The organism is Telluria sp. AZSoR62 (assembly GCF_058111565.1).
In genome coordinates this window covers 208,507-223,707 of the sequence record NZ_JBYTST010000005.1, presented here as the reverse complement: position 1 = coordinate 223,707, position 15,201 = coordinate 208,507, and the positions used below count along the sequence as shown (strand labels likewise).

13 protein-coding genes are annotated in these 15,201 nt (G+C 66.6%); 11 read left to right on the top strand and 2 right to left on the bottom strand.

The annotated features are described in order from the left end of the window. Positions 1–88: 88 nt before the first annotated feature. The 10 genes from AC3XQU_RS10520 (at position 89) to AC3XQU_RS10475 (ending at position 12,099) form a co-directional block, all read left to right on the top strand. Positions 89–547 carry a hypothetical protein gene (locus tag AC3XQU_RS10520; protein WP_489874103.1) on the top strand — a complete coding sequence of 153 codons (459 nt, stop codon included), beginning with the start codon at positions 89–91 and terminating at the stop codon, positions 545–547. Between the two features lie 109 nt (positions 548–656). Then, a complete protein-coding gene (locus AC3XQU_RS10515; protein ID WP_489874102.1) occupies positions 657–1,619 on the top strand; it encodes an ABC transporter substrate-binding protein in 963 nt (320 codons plus the stop codon). A 7-nt stretch (positions 1,620–1,626) separates the two neighbouring features. Next, on the top strand, positions 1,627–3,150 hold the full coding sequence (locus AC3XQU_RS10510) for a sugar ABC transporter ATP-binding protein (protein ID WP_489874101.1): 1,524 nt from the start codon (positions 1,627–1,629) through the stop codon (positions 3,148–3,150). Continuing rightward, positions 3,147–4,211, top strand: a complete 1,065-nt coding sequence (locus AC3XQU_RS10505; protein ID WP_489874100.1) for an ABC transporter permease — start codon at positions 3,147–3,149, stop codon at positions 4,209–4,211. Before AC3XQU_RS10510 ends, AC3XQU_RS10505 begins: the two co-directional genes overlap by 4 nt. After that, positions 4,208–5,167, top strand: a complete 960-nt coding sequence (gene yjfF, locus AC3XQU_RS10500) for a galactofuranose ABC transporter, permease protein YjfF (RefSeq protein ID WP_489874099.1) — start codon at positions 4,208–4,210, stop codon at positions 5,165–5,167. Before AC3XQU_RS10505 ends, yjfF begins: the two co-directional genes overlap by 4 nt. Positions 5,168–5,203: 36 nt before the next feature. Beyond that, positions 5,204–6,154 carry a glycoside hydrolase family 43 protein gene (locus tag AC3XQU_RS10495; protein WP_489874098.1) on the top strand — a complete coding sequence of 317 codons (951 nt, stop codon included), beginning with the start codon at positions 5,204–5,206 and terminating at the stop codon, positions 6,152–6,154. 55 nt (positions 6,155–6,209) lie between these two features. Next, positions 6,210–7,151, top strand: coding sequence for a LysR family transcriptional regulator (locus tag AC3XQU_RS10490; RefSeq protein ID WP_489874097.1), 942 nt, complete (start codon positions 6,210–6,212; stop codon positions 7,149–7,151). Positions 7,152–7,179: 28 nt separating this feature from the next. Next, positions 7,180–8,469 (top strand): DUF3422 family protein, encoded by a 1,290-nt coding sequence (locus tag AC3XQU_RS10485; RefSeq protein WP_489874096.1) that lies wholly within the window; start codon positions 7,180–7,182, stop codon positions 8,467–8,469. Between the two features lie 149 nt (positions 8,470–8,618). Beyond that, entirely contained in the window at positions 8,619–11,354 is a 2,736-nt protein-coding gene (locus AC3XQU_RS10480) for a GAF domain-containing protein (protein ID WP_489874095.1), read from the top strand. A 55-nt stretch (positions 11,355–11,409) separates the two neighbouring features. Further along, entirely contained in the window at positions 11,410–12,099 is a 690-nt protein-coding gene (locus AC3XQU_RS10475; protein WP_489874094.1) for a fumarylacetoacetate hydrolase family protein, read from the top strand. 128 nt (positions 12,100–12,227) lie between these two features. On the opposite strand, the gene AC3XQU_RS10470 is transcribed toward AC3XQU_RS10475, so the two are convergent. Next, a complete protein-coding gene (locus AC3XQU_RS10470) occupies positions 12,228–13,070 on the bottom strand; it encodes a hypothetical protein (protein ID WP_489874093.1) in 843 nt (280 codons plus the stop codon). 59 nt (positions 13,071–13,129) lie between these two features. Between AC3XQU_RS10470 and AC3XQU_RS10465 the strand changes: the two genes are divergently transcribed. Beyond that, the gene (locus tag AC3XQU_RS10465; RefSeq protein WP_489874092.1) at positions 13,130–14,011 is read left to right on the top strand and encodes a hypothetical protein; all 882 of its coding nucleotides are present in this window, start codon (positions 13,130–13,132) and stop codon (positions 14,009–14,011) included. Positions 14,012–14,021: 10 nt separating this feature from the next. On the opposite strand, the gene AC3XQU_RS10460 is transcribed toward AC3XQU_RS10465, so the two are convergent. After that, positions 14,022–15,044: an asparaginase gene (locus tag AC3XQU_RS10460; RefSeq protein ID WP_489874091.1), complete on the bottom strand. Its 1,023-nt coding sequence runs from the start codon at positions 15,042–15,044 to the stop codon at positions 14,022–14,024. Positions 15,045–15,201 lie beyond the last annotated feature (157 nt).

The window sequence follows — 15,201 nt, the reverse complement described above, 5'->3', positions numbered from 1 at the left end:
CAGCTACAGTCCCTCAATCTCATCGATTATTCAGGCGTGAAACATGGCCCTTTCATCAGCTCACAGCTTGTGCGCTATGGCAGCTGCCATGGTGGGACTGCATTTCCCCATGGCAGCGCATGCCGACGTCATGAAAGATGCCGCATGGGTCGATTGCGATCAGGGCAAGGATCGCCTGACGGTACGCTACGGCGCAGTATCCGCCAGCGATACGACTGCCACTGTATTTTGGTCGCTCATTCGATATAGCAAAAGACCTGATGGCGATGCAGACCGTGTGGAAGAATTGATGAGTGTCCAACGCAGCTGTCGACTGAGTGGGGGAACCTACATTGTTACTCTCCGGCCCGTACCAATGAATGTCAACCTGAACGGGCTGTGCGGGGGCATCGTGCGTGGCGAGGTAGCAATCGCTCTCGACAAACGGACGATCTTGCCACAGACGGAGCTGGAAACGGGTGATTGTGCCGGCCCAAGCGACTCCATCCGAGAGATCGTCGTCTCGGGAAACGATGGACAAGTGACCGTTCGACGGGCACCGAATTAAAGCACATTCAGTCCATATCGATTCAGATATCAGTAAGCGCGCAAATGTGATTGGATCAGCATCGCACTTTGTCCTAGGATTGTGAAACAACAATACCGGAGACAAGGTAATGACCCTCACCCGCAGAACCCTGCTGGGCGCGGCTGCAAGCTTGCTGCTCGCCGCCGCCATCCCCGCCCACGCCCAAAAACCGCTCACGATCGGCTTCTCTCAGGTCGGCGCCGAAAGCGAATGGCGCACCGCCAACACCGCCTCGATCAAGGACGCTGCCAGGATGGCCCGCGTCAACCTGAAGTTCGCCGACGCCCAGCAGCGCCAGGAAAACCAGGTCAAGGCGATCCGCTCCTTCATCGCCCAGCGCGTCGATGTGATCGCGTTCTCGCCGGTCGTCGAATCGGGCTGGGACACCGTACTGCGCGAGGCGAAGGCTGCGAAGATCCCGGTGATCCTGACCGACCGCGCGGTCAAGGTCAGCGACCCGTCGCTGTACGTGAGCTTCATCGGTTCCGATTTCGTGGAAGAAGGCCGCCGCGCCGCGCGTTGGCTGGTCGAGCACCAGAAGAAGAACCCGGCCCGCAGCTATAACATCGTCGAGCTGCAGGGCACCGTCGGCTCGGCGCCTGCGCTGGACCGCAAGGCCGGCTTCGCGGAAGTCATCAAGGACCATCCGAAGCTGAAGATCCTGCGCTCGCAGACCGGCGACTTCACCCGCGCCAAGGGCAAGGAGGTGATGGAAGCCTTCCTGAAGTCCGAGGGCAAGAACATCAACGTGCTGTACGCGCACAACGACGACATGGCCATCGGTGCGATCCAGGCCATCGAGGAAGCAGGCTTCAAGCCGGGCAAGGACATCCTCGTAGTATCGATCGACGGCGTAAAGGGTGCGTTCGAGGCCATGCTCCAGGGGAAGCTCAACGTGACCGTCGAGTGCAATCCGCTGCTCGGGCCGCAGCTGATCCAGACGGCGCAGCTGGTCAAGGCAGGCAAGCCGGTACCGAAGCGCATTACCGTGAACGAGGGTGTATTCCCAGCTGAAGTAGCGGCCAAGGAATTCACGAGCCGTCAATACTGAGGCGGCCATGCACGCCTCCACCACGGCGGTGCCGGTCCTGGAAGTGACCGGCATCCACAAGCAATTCCCGGGCGTGAAGGCGCTGCTAGACGCGGGCTTGCGCCTGTATTCCGGCGAAGTCCACACGCTGATGGGCCAGAACGGTGCCGGCAAGTCGACCCTGATCAAGGTGCTCACCGGCGTCTACCATCCCGAGCGCGGCAGCATGGTCCTGGACGGAAAGGCGATCGCGCCGGCGTCCACCCAGGATGCGCAGAACCTGGGCATCAGCACCGTCTACCAGGAAGTGAACCTGTGCCCGAACCTGTCAGTCGCGGAGAACATCTTCATCGGACGCTATCCGCGCCGCCTTGGCATGATCGATTGGCGCGGCATGCGCAGGCAGGCGACCGAGCTGCTGGCGCGGCTGCAGATCGATATCGACGTCGCCCAGCCGCTGTCGACCTATCCGCTGGCCATCCAGCAGATGGTGGCGATCGCCCGTGCCCTCAACATCTCGGCGAAAGTGCTCATCCTGGATGAGCCGACCTCCAGCCTGGACGAGAACGAAGTCCAGCTGCTGTTCTCGGTGCTGCGCTCCCTGCGTGATCAGGGCATGGCGATCCTGTTCGTCACCCATTTCCTCGACCAGACCTATGCCATCTCGGACCGCATCACCGTGATGCGCAACGGCGAGCGCGAAGGCGAGTACCTGTGCAGCGAGCTGTCGCGCCTGGCACTCGTCAACAAGATGATCGGCGCACCCGCGGAAGCAGCCGAACAGGCGGGCAGCCCCGGCGCCACGAGCCAGGCCAAAGGCGAGACCTTCCTGCGTACCAGGGCCCTGGCGCGCAGGGGCGTCCTGCAGCCGATCGACCTCACCATCCGCAAGGGCGAGCTGCTGGGACTGGCCGGTCTGCTCGGTTCGGGCCGCACCGAAACCGCGCGCCTGCTGTTCGGCGCGGACAAGGCCGACAGCGGCTCCATCGAGATCGACGGGAAGCAAAAAAGCTTCGCCACCCCGCGCGATGCGATTGGCGAAGGCATCGGCTTCTGCTCGGAAGACCGCAAACACGAGGGCGCGATCGTGTCGCTGTCGGTGCGCGAGAACCTGATCCTGGCGCTGCAGGCGCGCCAGGGCCTGCTGCGCGCGATTCCGATGCGCCGCCAGCAGGAGCTGGCCAGCTATTACGTGAAACAGCTGGGAATCAAGACGGCGAGCATCGAGACGCCGATCGGTTCGCTCTCCGGCGGCAACCAGCAAAAGGTCTTGCTGGCGCGCTGGCTGGCCACCGAGCCAAAGCTGATGATCCTCGACGAACCGACGCGCGGCATCGACGTGCGCGCCAAGCAGGAAATCATGGACTACGTCACCACCCTGTGCCGCAAGGGCATGTCGATACTCTTCATCTCGTCCGAACTGCCAGAAGTGCTGCGTGTGAGCGACCGCATCGTCGTCATGCGCGACCGCAAGGCCTGCGGCGAGCACGCGCGCGGTGAACTCGACGACAGCACCGTGCTGCACGTGATCGCCGGGGAGCAGTGCGCATGAACGCCTCTGTCAAGGACACGGTACTCCAGCCCGTCAAAGCGGACACACCGTCGATCTTCCAGCACCCGCTGTTCCGGCCCCTGGCGGCGCTGGCAGTACTGCTGATGATCGACTTCGCCCTGATCCCCGGTTTCTTCCACCTCGAGATTCGCGATGGCCACCTGTATGGCGGCCTGGTCGACATCGTCAACCGCGCGGCGCCCCTGATGCTGGCGGCGATCGGCATGACCCTGGTCATCGCCACCCGCGGCATCGACATCTCGGTCGGCGCCGTGGTCGCGTTGTCCGGCACGGTCGCCTCGATGCTGGTGGGCGGCACCATGGTGATCAATAACGGCGTGCCGGAATACGTCGCGCAGACGCCGATGCTGCTGGCGATGCTGGCCGCGCTGGGCGCGGCGCTGCTGTGCGGCCTGTGGAATGGCGCACTGGTCGCGGGCCTGGGCCTGCAGCCCATCGTCGCCACCCTGATCCTGATGGTGGCCGGGCGCGGCCTGGCCCAGTTGCTGACCGACGGCCAGATCGTCACGGTCTACTACCAGCCTTACTTCTTCCTCGGCAGCGGCTATCTGTTCGGCTTGCCCTTCGCGCTGTTCGTGGTGGTGGCAGTGTTTGCCGTCACCGCCTTCCTGATGCGCCATACGGCCCTGGGCCTGTTCATCCAGGCAGTCGGCATCAACCCGGTGGCGGCGCGCCTGGCCGGCATCCGCACCGCGGCGCTGGTGGTCTTCGTCTACGTGTTTTCAAGCGCTTGCGCCGGCATGGCGGGCCTGATGATCAGCTCCAACGTCAAAAGCGCGGATGCCAACAATGCGGGCCTGATGCTGGAACTGGACGCGATCCTGGCCGTGACGCTTGGCGGCACTTCGCTTGCCGGCGGCAAGTTCTCGCTGGTCGGCAGCATCATCGGTGCGCTCATCATCCAGACGCTCACCACCACCATCTATTCGCTGGGCGTGCCGCCCGAGGTCAACATGGTCGTCAAGTCGGTCGTGGTCTTCCTGGTCTGCATCTCGCAGTCCGACCAGTTCAAGAGCCTGTGGAAGAGGAGGGCAGCATGAAGAACCTGAGCGCAGCCCCCTGGTTCACCTCGATGGCCACCGTGATCCTGCTGCTGGCGATGCTGGTCATCGGCGGCCAGGCCTACGACGGCTTCCTGTCGCTGCAGGTGATGCTCAACCTCCTGATCGACAATGCCTTCCTGCTGGTGATCGCGGTCGGCATGGGCGTGGTCATCCTGTCCGGCGGCATCGACCTGTCGGTGGGGGCGGTGCTGGCCCTCGCCACCATGGTCGCGGCCTGGCTGCTGCAGGTGGCGCACTGGCCGCCCGTATTGGTGATCGCGACCGTGCTGCTGGGAGGAGCCGCCTTTGGCGGCGCCATGGGCGCGATCATCCACTTCTTCCGCCTGCAGCCCTTCATCGTGACCCTGGCCGGCATGTTCCTGGCGCGCGGGCTTTGCTACCTGATCAGCATCGAGTCGATCACCATCGACAATCCGCTGTTCGTGGCGATGTCGCAGACCCAGTTGCCTTTCCTTGGCGGCTTCCTCTCGCCCGGCGCCCTGATTGCGCTCCTGATGCTGGCGCTCGCCGTATGGATGGCGCACTACTCGTCCTTCGGGCGCGCGGTGTATGCCGTGGGCGGCAACGAGCAGTCGGCGGCGATGATGGGCCTGGCCGTGGGCCGCACCAAGATCCTGGTGTATGCCTTCAGCGGCTTTTGCGCGGCGCTGGCCGGCCTGCTGTTCTCGTTCTACATGCTGTCGGGCTACGGCCTGCATGCCCAGGGCACCGAGCTCGATGCGATCGCGGCGGTGGTCATCGGCGGCACGCTGCTCACGGGCGGCTACGGCTATGTGCTGGGCGCGCTGTCGGGGGTGCTGGTGCTGGGCACCATCCAGACCCTGATCGCCTTCGACGGCACCCTCAGCTCGTGGTGGACCAAGATCGTCATCGGGGCGCTGCTGTTCGTGTTCTGCGTGGTGCAGCGCCTGATGGGCGCGCGCCAGAAGTAAAGCTTATAAATACAAATAGATATATTAGGAGACCTCATGATCAAGCGCTGCGTATTCGCCTTCGGACTCGTCGCCTCGGCATTCGCCCAGGCCGCCAACCCGATCGTTACCGACATCTTCACCGCCGACCCGGCCGCGCTGGTGGACAAGGGCCGCGTCTACCTCTATGTCGGCAAGGACGACGCCCCCGAAGGCGGCAAGGACTACGTGATGAACGAGTGGCGCGTCTACTCCAGCTGCGACATGAAGAAGTGGACGGATCACGGCTCCCCGCTGAACGTCGGCACCTTCAAGTGGGCCAAGGATTCCGCGTGGGCCTCCGACATCGTCAAGCGCAATGGCAAGTACTACTTCTACTCGACGGTGGAGCACAAGACCAAGCCGGGCAAGGCCATCGGCGTGGCGGTGTCAAGCAGTCCGACCGGCCCCTTCGTCGATGTGCGCGGCAGCGCCATCATCACCAACGACATGACCCGCGAAACCATGATCGGGTGGGACGACATCGACCCGGCGGTCTTCGTCGACGACGACGGCCAGGCCTACCTCTACTGGGGCAACACGGTCATGAAGTACGCAAAGCTCAAGTCCAACATGATGGAGATCGACGGCCCGATCCACACCGTCGGCCTGGAAGCCTTTACCGAAGCGGCCTACCTGCACAAGCACAAGGGCACCTATTACCTTTCGTACTCGCGCCACTTCCCGGAAGAGACGGTGGTCATGACCGGCCCGACGGCCACCGGCCCGTGGTCGTTCGGGGGCGTGATCATGGAGAAGAACAGCAACGTCAAGACCATCCACCAGGCCATCGTGGAGTTCAACGGCAAGTCCTACATCTTCTACCACAACGGCAAGCTGCCGACGGGCGGCGAGTTCCGGCGCTCGGCCGCGGTCGAAGAGCTGCGCTATGGCGCGGACGGGAAGATCCTGCCGGTCGCGCAGACGGCCGAAGGCCCGGCCGCCAACCCTTCGCCGGGCTGCAAGTGATAACCACTGAGCAGTATTCCTTCCGAAGCGATATCGCAAATGATATTATTTTCTGATGGATACATCGAACCCGAACTGGTTTTTGAAGGCGCGCCTCAAGACGCGCCAGCTCCTGCTGCTCATCGCGCTGGACGACTACCGCAACATCCACCGCGCGGCCGACGAGCTGCACATGACCCAGCCGGCGGCGTCCAAGCAGATCAAGGACCTGGAAGAGATGCTGGACGTGCGCCTGTTCGACCGCCTGCCGCGCGGGATGGAGCCGACCATCTACGGCGAGACGATGATCCGCCACGCGCGCATGGCCCTCACCAGCCTGGCCCTGGCGCACGACGACATCCTGGCGCTGCGCGCCGGCCTGTCGGGCCAGGTGGAAGTGGGCGTGATCATGTCGCCGGCGATGGCCCTGCTGCCGCGGGCGATCGCGCGCATCAAGGAACAGGCGCCGCTGTTGCGCATCGGCGTGCACCTCGAGCCCAGCAACGTCCTGCTCGACAAGCTCCAGCACGGCACGCTGGACTTCATGATCGGCCGCATCCTGGAAAAGGAAGATTCGACGGGGCTGGTGTACGAGGAGCTGACCGAGGAGCTGGCATGCGCCGTGGTGCGTCCCGGCCATCCGCTGCTGGACAAGAAATCGCTGGCGCTGGAAGACATCGCGGACCGTCCCTGGATCCTGCCGCCGCCGGGCAGCATCCTGCGCCACCGCTTCGACATGATGTTCCGCCGCGCCGGCATGCAGCCCCCGAGCAACGTGGTCGACACCACCGCGCTGCTGTTCATCACGGCGCTCTTGCAGCAGACCGATTCCCTGCACGTGATGCCGCAGGAAGTGGCGCAGTATTACGCGTCGCTCAACGTGATGCGCATCCTGCCGATCGAACTGCCCTGCAAGATGGACGCCTTCGGCATCATCCGCCAGCAAGACCACCTGCTGGCGCCCGGTGCGGACCTGCTGCTCAAGCAGGTGCGGCTGGCTGCGGCCGAGATCTACTGACAGGGCGGGCCTCAGGGCGGAGGCCCGCATGAAGCACGACCTCGTCGCACTGAGCCACCCGCTGCGCGTGCCGCTGGCCGCCGAACTGCATTCGCGCCCCTTCCTGCGGCTCAGCGGCCCGGAAGCGATCACCCATCTCGCCGTCTGGCGCGGCGACCAGCACGCGCTCCTGGGGAGCCTGTGCGCCCACTTCGGCGTGCCGGCGCCGGTCGACGGCGCCAGCCACTTCTTCCATGACTTCGGCCACCTGCGCCTGAAGTGGGAATGCCATACCGAATTCGCTTCCTACACCTTTACCGCGCCCCTGCCGCAGGACGCCACGCTTGCCGGCGCCTTTGCCCACGTCTCGCTGGCCCACATCCCGGCCGCCTGGCTGCACGGCCTGGCCGGCCGGCTGATGGCGGCCGCGCATGTGGTGCTGGTCGACGGCGCGCTGGACGCCGGCGGCCTGCCTGCCGTGTTCGAGCGCAGCCTGCTGGCCGGCTCGCAGGTGATGCAGGGCGCGCAGCTGTGGAGCGACTTCGCCATCCAGGCCGATGGCTTCAGCCGCTTTGTCATCCGCGACATGGGCATGCGCCACCTGCAGGCCGGGCGCCTGGTGCAGCGCGTGCTGGAGATCGAGACCTACCGCATGATGGCGCTGCTCGGGCTTCCCGCGGCGCGCTCGGTCGGCGCGGAACTGGACGGCATCGAGGCCGAACTGGCCGAGGTGGCCGGCGCCATGGTGGCGCTCGATGCCGCGGGCGGGGAGGAGGGCGGCGAGCAGCGCCTGCTCGAGCGCATCACGCGCCTGGCGGCGCGCATGGACAAGCTGGCGCTGGACAACGGCTACCGCTTCACCGCCTCGCGCGCCTACTTTCGGCTGGTGCGCGCCCGCATCGAGGAATTGCGCGAGCAGCGCATCGAAGGCACGCCCACGGTCGAGGAGTTCATGGACCGCCGCCTGGCGCCGGCCATGAATACCTGCGAATCCACCGCCGCGCGCCAGGAGGCGCTGGGCCGGCGCATCGCCGCCACCAACGACCTGCTGCGCACGCGGGTGGGCATCGTGCAGGAACGGCAGAACCGCCAGATCCTGCAATCGATGAACGCGCGCGCCGCGCAGCAGCTGCGCCTGCAGCTGGCGGTGGAAGGGCTGTCGGTGGCCGCGATTTCCTACTACCTGGTGGGCCTGCTGGGCTATGCCGGCAAGGGCGCCAAGGCGCTCGGGCTGCCGCTCGATCCGGACCTGGCGCTGGGCGCGCTGGTGCCGCTGGTGGCCGGCGCCGTCTGGCTGGCACAGCGCCGCCTGCATCGCAAGCTGGCCCATCCGTCTTGACAGCGCGCTGAAGTGTAACGGGCGCGGCTCTTCAATTTTGCTCGCTATAATCGCCCGAATACAAAAGTTTGCGGCAAGACAACAAAATGAGGCGACGGGTTTCCCCTACCCGCGACCGGAAGCCGTACGGACATCAACCGGGAATCCTGATGAGTATCCAAAGCAGTCTTTCTTCCTTGCCGGAAGCGGACGTGGCCTTGCCCGTTCCGGGCGCCGAGCGTCCCTGGCCGGTCTTCTCTTCCGTCCAGCCGGACAATTGGCCCGAAGGCATGCAGGCCATCGCCGACCTGATCGTCGCTTCGCATTTTCCCATGTTCATTGCATGGGGACCGGAACTGCGCCTGTTCTACAACGACGCCTATGCCGAATTGCTTGGCAACAAGCACCCGAATGCGATGGGTCAGCCTTTCCCCCTGGTGCGCCCCGAGCTGTGGCCCCAGGTCCAGCCCTATGTGATGGCGGCGCTGGGCGGCCAGCCGGTCCACTTCGAAAACGCCTTGATGTACCCGGTCCGCAACGGCCAGGTCGAGCGCTGCTATGTATCGGCCTCGGTCACGCCCGTGCGCCACGACGGCAATGTGATCGGCGTGTACTTCGTGCTGTCCGACACCACCTCGCGCGTGCTGGCCGAGCAGCGCCACGACTTCCAGCTGAAACTGGGCGAGACCCTGCGTCCGCTGGTGGATACCGCAGCCATCATGGAAGCGGCCAGCAGCCTGGCAGGCGAATTCCTCGGCGTGGGGCGGGTTGGCTACGGCGAGATCGACATCGCCGCCGGCACCGTCAGCGTCGACCGCGACTGGACCGACGGCAGCATCGCCAGCCTGGCCGGACAGTCGCGCCCGTTGGAGAGTTTCGGACCGGCGATCATCTCGCAGCTGCGCAAGGGCCGCACCCTGCGCCTGGACGACATCGCGCTCGACGAACGCGCCGCGCCTTATGCCGAAGGCTATGCCAGCATCGGCGCGCGCTCGATGGTGATCGTGCCCCTGATCGAGGAAGGACACCTGGCCGCGATCTTCTACCTGCATGAACAGAAGGCGCGCCGCTGGACCGACCAGGAGGTCGCGCTCGCCGAGGACGTGGCGCGCCACACCCGCGAAGTGGTGCGCCGCGCGCGCGTGGAAGAATCGCTGCGCGACGAAAAGCGCGTGCTCGAGATGCTCAACCGTACCGGCCAGGCGCTGGTGTCGACACTCGACCTCGAGACCCTGCTGCAGGCGATCACCGATGCCGGCACCGAGCTGGCGGGCGCCCGCTTTGGCGGCTTCTTCTATCACGCGCAGGACGAGCATGGCGAGCGCCTGCACCTGTACACGCTCTCGGGCGCCTCGCGCGAGGAATTCGAGCAGCCCGGCTGGCCGGGCCCGGACGGCATCTTCCATCCCGGCTTCGACTGCGAAAGACCAGTGCGCAGCAGCGACATCGCGCGCGATCCGCGCTACGCGGCGCTGGCGGACGGCGGCATGCCGATGGGGCGCCTGGCGGTGCGCAGCTACCTGGCGGTGCCGGTGGTGTCGCGCTCCGGCATGGTGCTGGGCGGCCTGGTGTTCGGCCATCCGGAACCGGGCGTGTTCACCGAGCGCACCGAACGCATCATCGCCGGCGTGGCGGCCCAGGCGGCGATCGCGATGGACAATGCGCGCCTGTACGAGGTGGCGCAGAAGTCGGCGCTCGAGCGCGACGCGCTGCTGCAGAGCGAGCGCGCGGCGCGCGTGCAGGCCGAGCGCCTGTCCCACACCAAGGACGAATTCCTGGCCATGCTGGCGCACGAGCTGCGCAACCCGCTGGCGCCGATCAGCAGCTCGGCCAGCCTGCTGTCGATGCAGTTCAAGGACGAGCCGCGCATCTGCCAGACCAGCACCATCATCAGCCGCCAGGTGCGCCACATGAGCCGCCTGATCGACGACCTGCTGGACGTCTCGCGCGTCACGCGCGGGCTGGTCAAGCTCAAGCTGGGCGTGGTGGACTTCCGCGACATCGTCTCCGGCGCGCTCGACCAGGCCCGTCCCCTGATTCTTGAAAAGGGCCACCAGGTCGAGGTGGCGCTGCCGTCGACGCCGGTGCATGTGCGCGGCGACCAGACCCGCCTGGTGCAGAGCGTGGCCAACATCCTGAACAACGCCGCCAAGTACACGCAAAAAGCGGGGCGCATCGCGCTGAGGCTGGAAGCGCTGGACGGCCGCATGCTGCTCACCGTCAGCGACAATGGTTCCGGCATGCCGGCCGAACTGGTGCCGAACGTGTTCGACCTGTTCACGCAGGGCGCGCGCACGCTGGCGCGCTCGCAGGGCGGGCTGGGACTGGGCCTGACCCTGGTCAAGCGCCTGGTCGAGCTGCACGAAGGCGAAGTGGGCGCCCATAGCGAGGGCGTGGGGCAGGGCAGCCGCTTCACGCTGGCGCTGCCCTGTGTCGATGCGGCGCCGGATGCAGGCAGCCCGGCTACCGCGCCGCAGCGAGCCTGTCCGGAGGCGCCGCTGGCACGGCCGTTGCGCCTGGTGCTGGTGGACGACAATGCCGACGCCGCCGACAGCCTGGCCACGCTCCTGACGGTGCAGGGCTATCACACGGCGGTCGAGTACGACGCGCGCTCCGGCCTGCGCCGGGCCCGCGCCGAGCGCCCGGACGCCATGCTGGTCGATATCGGCCTGCCCGACGTCGATGGCTACCAGCTGGCCCAGCAGCTGCGCGCGATGCCGGAAACGAGCGGCACCGTGCTGGTGGCGATCACCGGCTACGGCCAGGCCAAGGACCGCGAGCGGGCGATCGCCGCCGGCTTCGCCCACCACCTGGTCAAGCCGGTCGACATGACGGCGCTGGTGCGGGTCCTCGAATCGGTCGGCGCCGCCGCGGCGCGTCTCGAGGCGCCTGCCGGCGCTGCCTGACAGGGCTCGCGCTGCGCGGTTATCATGGACCTGTCCCGTCCATGAAAGGATCAGCATGCACAATCACGTCATTCCCGCACCCGCCCTGCCTTCGCTGGCCGTGGCGGGCCAGGAGGCCCGTTTCCCGATCCGCCGCGTGTTCTGCGTCGGCCGCAACTACGGCGCCCACGCGCGCGAAATGGGCAGCGACCCAAGCCGCGAGCCGCCTTTCTTCTTCACCAAGCCTGCCGACGCGGTGGTGCCCGCCAGCGGCGCGGTGCCGTATCCGCCGGCCACGCAAGACCTGCACCATGAGGTGGAGCTGGTGGTGGCGCTGGGCGCGGGCGGCGTCGATATCGCGTCCGAGGACGCGATGGCGCTGGTGTGGGGCTATGGCGTGGGGCTGGACCTGACGCGGCGCGACTTGCAGGCCGTGGCCAAGGATGCCGGGCGGCCGTGGGACATGGCCAAGGGCTTCGATGCGTCGGCGCCTTGCAGCCCGCTCATTCCGGCGGCACAGCTGGGGCACCCGCAGGATGCGCGGATCTGGCTCGAGGTGAACGGGGCGCTGCGTCAGGAGGGCAAGCTGGACGAGATGATCTGGCCGATTGCGGATGTGATCAGCCACTTGTCGCGGCTGGTTCGGCTCGAGGCGGGAGACCTCATCTATACGGGGACGCCGGCAGGGGTGGCGGCGCTCAATCGCGGCGACCAGGTGCGCGGTGGTGTCGAAGGCGTCACGGAGTTCGCGTTGTCCATCTCGTAGGGGGGCGGATTCTGCCCACGCGTTCAAATCACGGGTGAGCAGACGACGCGGCTATTCATAAGCTGGCTGAACGCGTGGGCATTTGTAATTCAGGCCACCGGCCTGAATTACCCTGCCCACCCTACGGGTTAGCGCCCAGCGGACAGTGCGTCCATTTGCTTCAAGAGGGCCTCGCGCGCCGCATCGATCTGCGCCCCATTCGTCTTCGCGGACAGCATCGCCTTTTCCTTCCGCCCCAGGAAATACGCCACCCGCTCCGCATTCGCCCCCGACGGATGCGGCAGTCCATGCAGAGTGTGATCGCTTCGGATCACGCCCTCCGCCGCCAGCCAGTCCAGCGTCTCGCCCACACTGCCTCCCATCGGCACATACAACGCGTCCGGCAGCAGCCTGGCTTCCTGCGCAAACCAGCGCAGCACCAGTTCGCGCAGGAAGGGGTGGCGCGCCATCGAGGGCGAGCCGCTGTAGTTCTTGCCGTCGACAAAAATCGGATGCCGCAGCACGGCGCTCACCTGCACCAGGTGCGCGTCCTCGCCGAACAGCGTGGCGCAGCCGGCGATGCCCAGCCAGCGCTGCACCCCGATCGCGTCCAGCAGGGCCACGAAATTGGGCCGGATCGCGCCGCTGAAGGCGCCCGCCAGGCGCGCCGCACGCAACACGTCCTCGTCGCCGGCGCCCAGCGCCAGCTGCCGCTGCGCCTCGCGCAAGGCGTTCTTCCACTGCACGAAGCCGGGCGCGATGCCGACGACCACCACGCGCGCCGCCGTATTGACCGACTCGAAGGGGATGTAATGGGCGCTGTAGCGGCCTTCGCGGGCAAGCAGGAATGCCGCGGGAATGCCGGCGGGCGTGGCCACCTGCGCCAGGTCGAGGGTGCGAATGATGTCGCGGTAGCGGCTGAACAGGACTTCCGGCATGGGGGCGTGGCGCTCTGAAAACCCCATGGTAAGCGAGCCGCTGAGCGAGCGCATGCACAGCCCCGAAAACTGGTAGGCTAGCCATATCAAACAAGGGCCGCGCGCAGATCACGATGCGGCCATTCGGGGAGGCTGCCATGGCCGAAGTGGCGATGATCGCGGTGCACGGGATGGGGGAAACCCCGCCGACCTATGCCGACGCTCTGATGGAGCGCCTGCGCGGGCAGCTGGGCGCCGTCGCGGGCGCGGTGGTGATGCGCTCCGTGTATTACCAGAAGATCCTGCAGGATAACCAGCTCGTCGTCTGGGACCGCACCCGGACGGGCAGCGCGGTGCGCTATCCCGACCTGCGCAAGTTCGTGCTGTTCGGCTTCGGCGACGCGGCCGGGCTGGAGAACCGCAAGGAGATCCCGGGCTCGGTCTACGAGCTGGCGCAGGGAGAAATCGCCAAGACCCTGCTGTCGGCCCATGCGATCCGGCCCACGATGCCGGTGGTGTTCGTGGCGCAGTCGCTGGGCGGCCAGGTACTGTCGAGCTACATCTACGATGCGCAAAAGGCGCAGGCGGGCCGGCCGGTCAGCGCCGGCATCTGGCGCAACATCGACGCCTGGGCCACCGGGGCACTCGGGCGCGCCCTGACCGCCAGCGAAAAGACCTTCCTTGCCGCCGGCACCTGCGCAGGGCTGGTCACGACCGGCTGCAACATCCCGATTTTCGTCGCCGCGCACAAGGAGATGCATATCATCCCGATCGCGCCGCCGACGTCGCTGTTCAAGTGGATCAACTTCTACGACCCGGACGACATCCTGGGCTGGCCGCTGCAGCCCTTGTCCGCCGGCTATCGCGCCCTGGTGGAAGACCGCGCCATCAATGCCGGCGGCGGCGTGGCCGGCCTGCTGCTGCGCAGCTGGAACCCGCTGGCCCACAACAACTACTGGTCCGACGACACCGTGATCGCGGCCATCGCGGCCATGCTGCGCCGGCTGGCCGCTTGAGCGGCGTCGCTCAGCGTTCCGCCTTGAGCGTGAACAGGGTGCGGATGTCGCCCGCGACCGCGCCGCGGGCGTTGCGGATGGGCGGCTGGCGGTACTGCTCGAGCTCCGCACGGCGCGCATCGTCGAGCAGGCCGAGTTGTTCCAGCACGCTGTAGACGGCCGGGTGCAGGGCGCGGCTGTTGCCATCGGCGATCTTGATGGCGATGCCCAGGCCCGCCGAGCGGATGCCGATGGTCTGCACCGCATCGGCGCCCACCTTGGCGACCCAGTCGCCGCCGCCCGCCGTCATCCAGGACAAATCGGTGCGCGCCGTGCCCGAGACCAGGTCCGGGCGCGCCGTCATCGCGTCATACAGGTCGCCCATCGCGCCGCCGAGTAGCGGGTCTTGCTTGCCCTGGCCGAGGCGTGCATACAAATGCGCCAGGCGCGACAAGGGCATCGCGTAGTTCGGCGCCGAGCAGCCGTCGATCCCGGTCGGCATGGCGTCGGCCGGCATGCCGACCGCGTCGGCGAGCGTAGCGCGGATCGCCTGCTGCAGCGGGTGGCTGCGCTCGACATAGCCGGCGGTGGGCGCCCCGTGCAGGCGGCACCAGGCCAGGAAGCCGCTGTGCTTGCCCGAACAGTTGTGGTGCAGCGGCGTCCATTCCTGGTCCGGCGCGCGCTGCCCGGTGAACTCGTAGAACAGCGGCGTGGCGCAGCCGCATTCGAGGTGGCCGGCGTCCAGTCCGATCTTGCCGAGGATGGACTGCACGCCTTGCAGGTGCATGTCCTCGCCCGAGTGGCTGGCGCACAGCAGCGCCAGTTCGTCGCGGCTCAAGCCGAAGCGCGCCGGGCCGTCCGACAGCATGAAGGGCAGGGCCTGGAAGGGTTTCAGGGCCGAGCGCGTGAAGGTGGGGTAGTGCGGATCGCCGGCAGAGTACAGGAGGCGGCCCTGGACGTCGACGACGGCCACCGATCCGAGGTGGACGTTCTCGACGACGTTCTCGAGGCCGGGATAGCCGCGCGTGGTGGCGGCGAGGGGAGTCGGTTGCATGGGCTGGTCTGCGTTGGAATAAAGTCTTAATGTACGGCATATGCACCTCCGTGCGCCGCACGTTCCGCACCCGCTTTGCACGGCATGCAGACACCGTTTTCGAGACATCTGCACCCAATGCAGACGTGTCGCCGGCGCGCATATATGCACCCCCCGA

Bases quoted from the DNA above. Each gene is read 5' to 3' on its own strand.
- AC3XQU_RS10510 (WP_489874101.1), top strand. From the start codon at position 1,627: ATGCACGCCTCCACCACGGCGGTGCCGGTCCTGGAAGTGACCGGCATC.
- AC3XQU_RS10520 (WP_489874103.1), top strand. From the start codon at position 89: ATGGTGGGACTGCATTTCCCCATGGCAGCGCATGCCGACGTCATGAAA.
- AC3XQU_RS10460 (WP_489874091.1), bottom strand. From the start codon at position 15,044: ATGCAACCGACTCCCCTCGCCGCCACCACGCGCGGCTATCCCGGCCTC.
- AC3XQU_RS10475 (WP_489874094.1), top strand. From the start codon at position 11,410: ATGCACAATCACGTCATTCCCGCACCCGCCCTGCCTTCGCTGGCCGTG.
- AC3XQU_RS10465 (WP_489874092.1), top strand. From the start codon at position 13,130: ATGCGGCCATTCGGGGAGGCTGCCATGGCCGAAGTGGCGATGATCGCG.
- AC3XQU_RS10515 (WP_489874102.1), top strand. From the start codon at position 657: ATGACCCTCACCCGCAGAACCCTGCTGGGCGCGGCTGCAAGCTTGCTG.
- AC3XQU_RS10495 (WP_489874098.1), top strand. From the start codon at position 5,204: ATGATCAAGCGCTGCGTATTCGCCTTCGGACTCGTCGCCTCGGCATTC.
- AC3XQU_RS10485 (WP_489874096.1), top strand. From the start codon at position 7,180: ATGAAGCACGACCTCGTCGCACTGAGCCACCCGCTGCGCGTGCCGCTG.
- yjfF (WP_489874099.1), top strand. From the start codon at position 4,208: ATGAAGAACCTGAGCGCAGCCCCCTGGTTCACCTCGATGGCCACCGTG.
- AC3XQU_RS10505 (WP_489874100.1), top strand. From the start codon at position 3,147: ATGAACGCCTCTGTCAAGGACACGGTACTCCAGCCCGTCAAAGCGGAC.
- AC3XQU_RS10470 (WP_489874093.1), bottom strand. From the start codon at position 13,070: ATGCGCTCGCTCAGCGGCTCGCTTACCATGGGGTTTTCAGAGCGCCAC.
- AC3XQU_RS10490 (WP_489874097.1), top strand. From the start codon at position 6,210: ATGGATACATCGAACCCGAACTGGTTTTTGAAGGCGCGCCTCAAGACG.
- AC3XQU_RS10480 (WP_489874095.1), top strand. From the start codon at position 8,619: ATGAGTATCCAAAGCAGTCTTTCTTCCTTGCCGGAAGCGGACGTGGCC.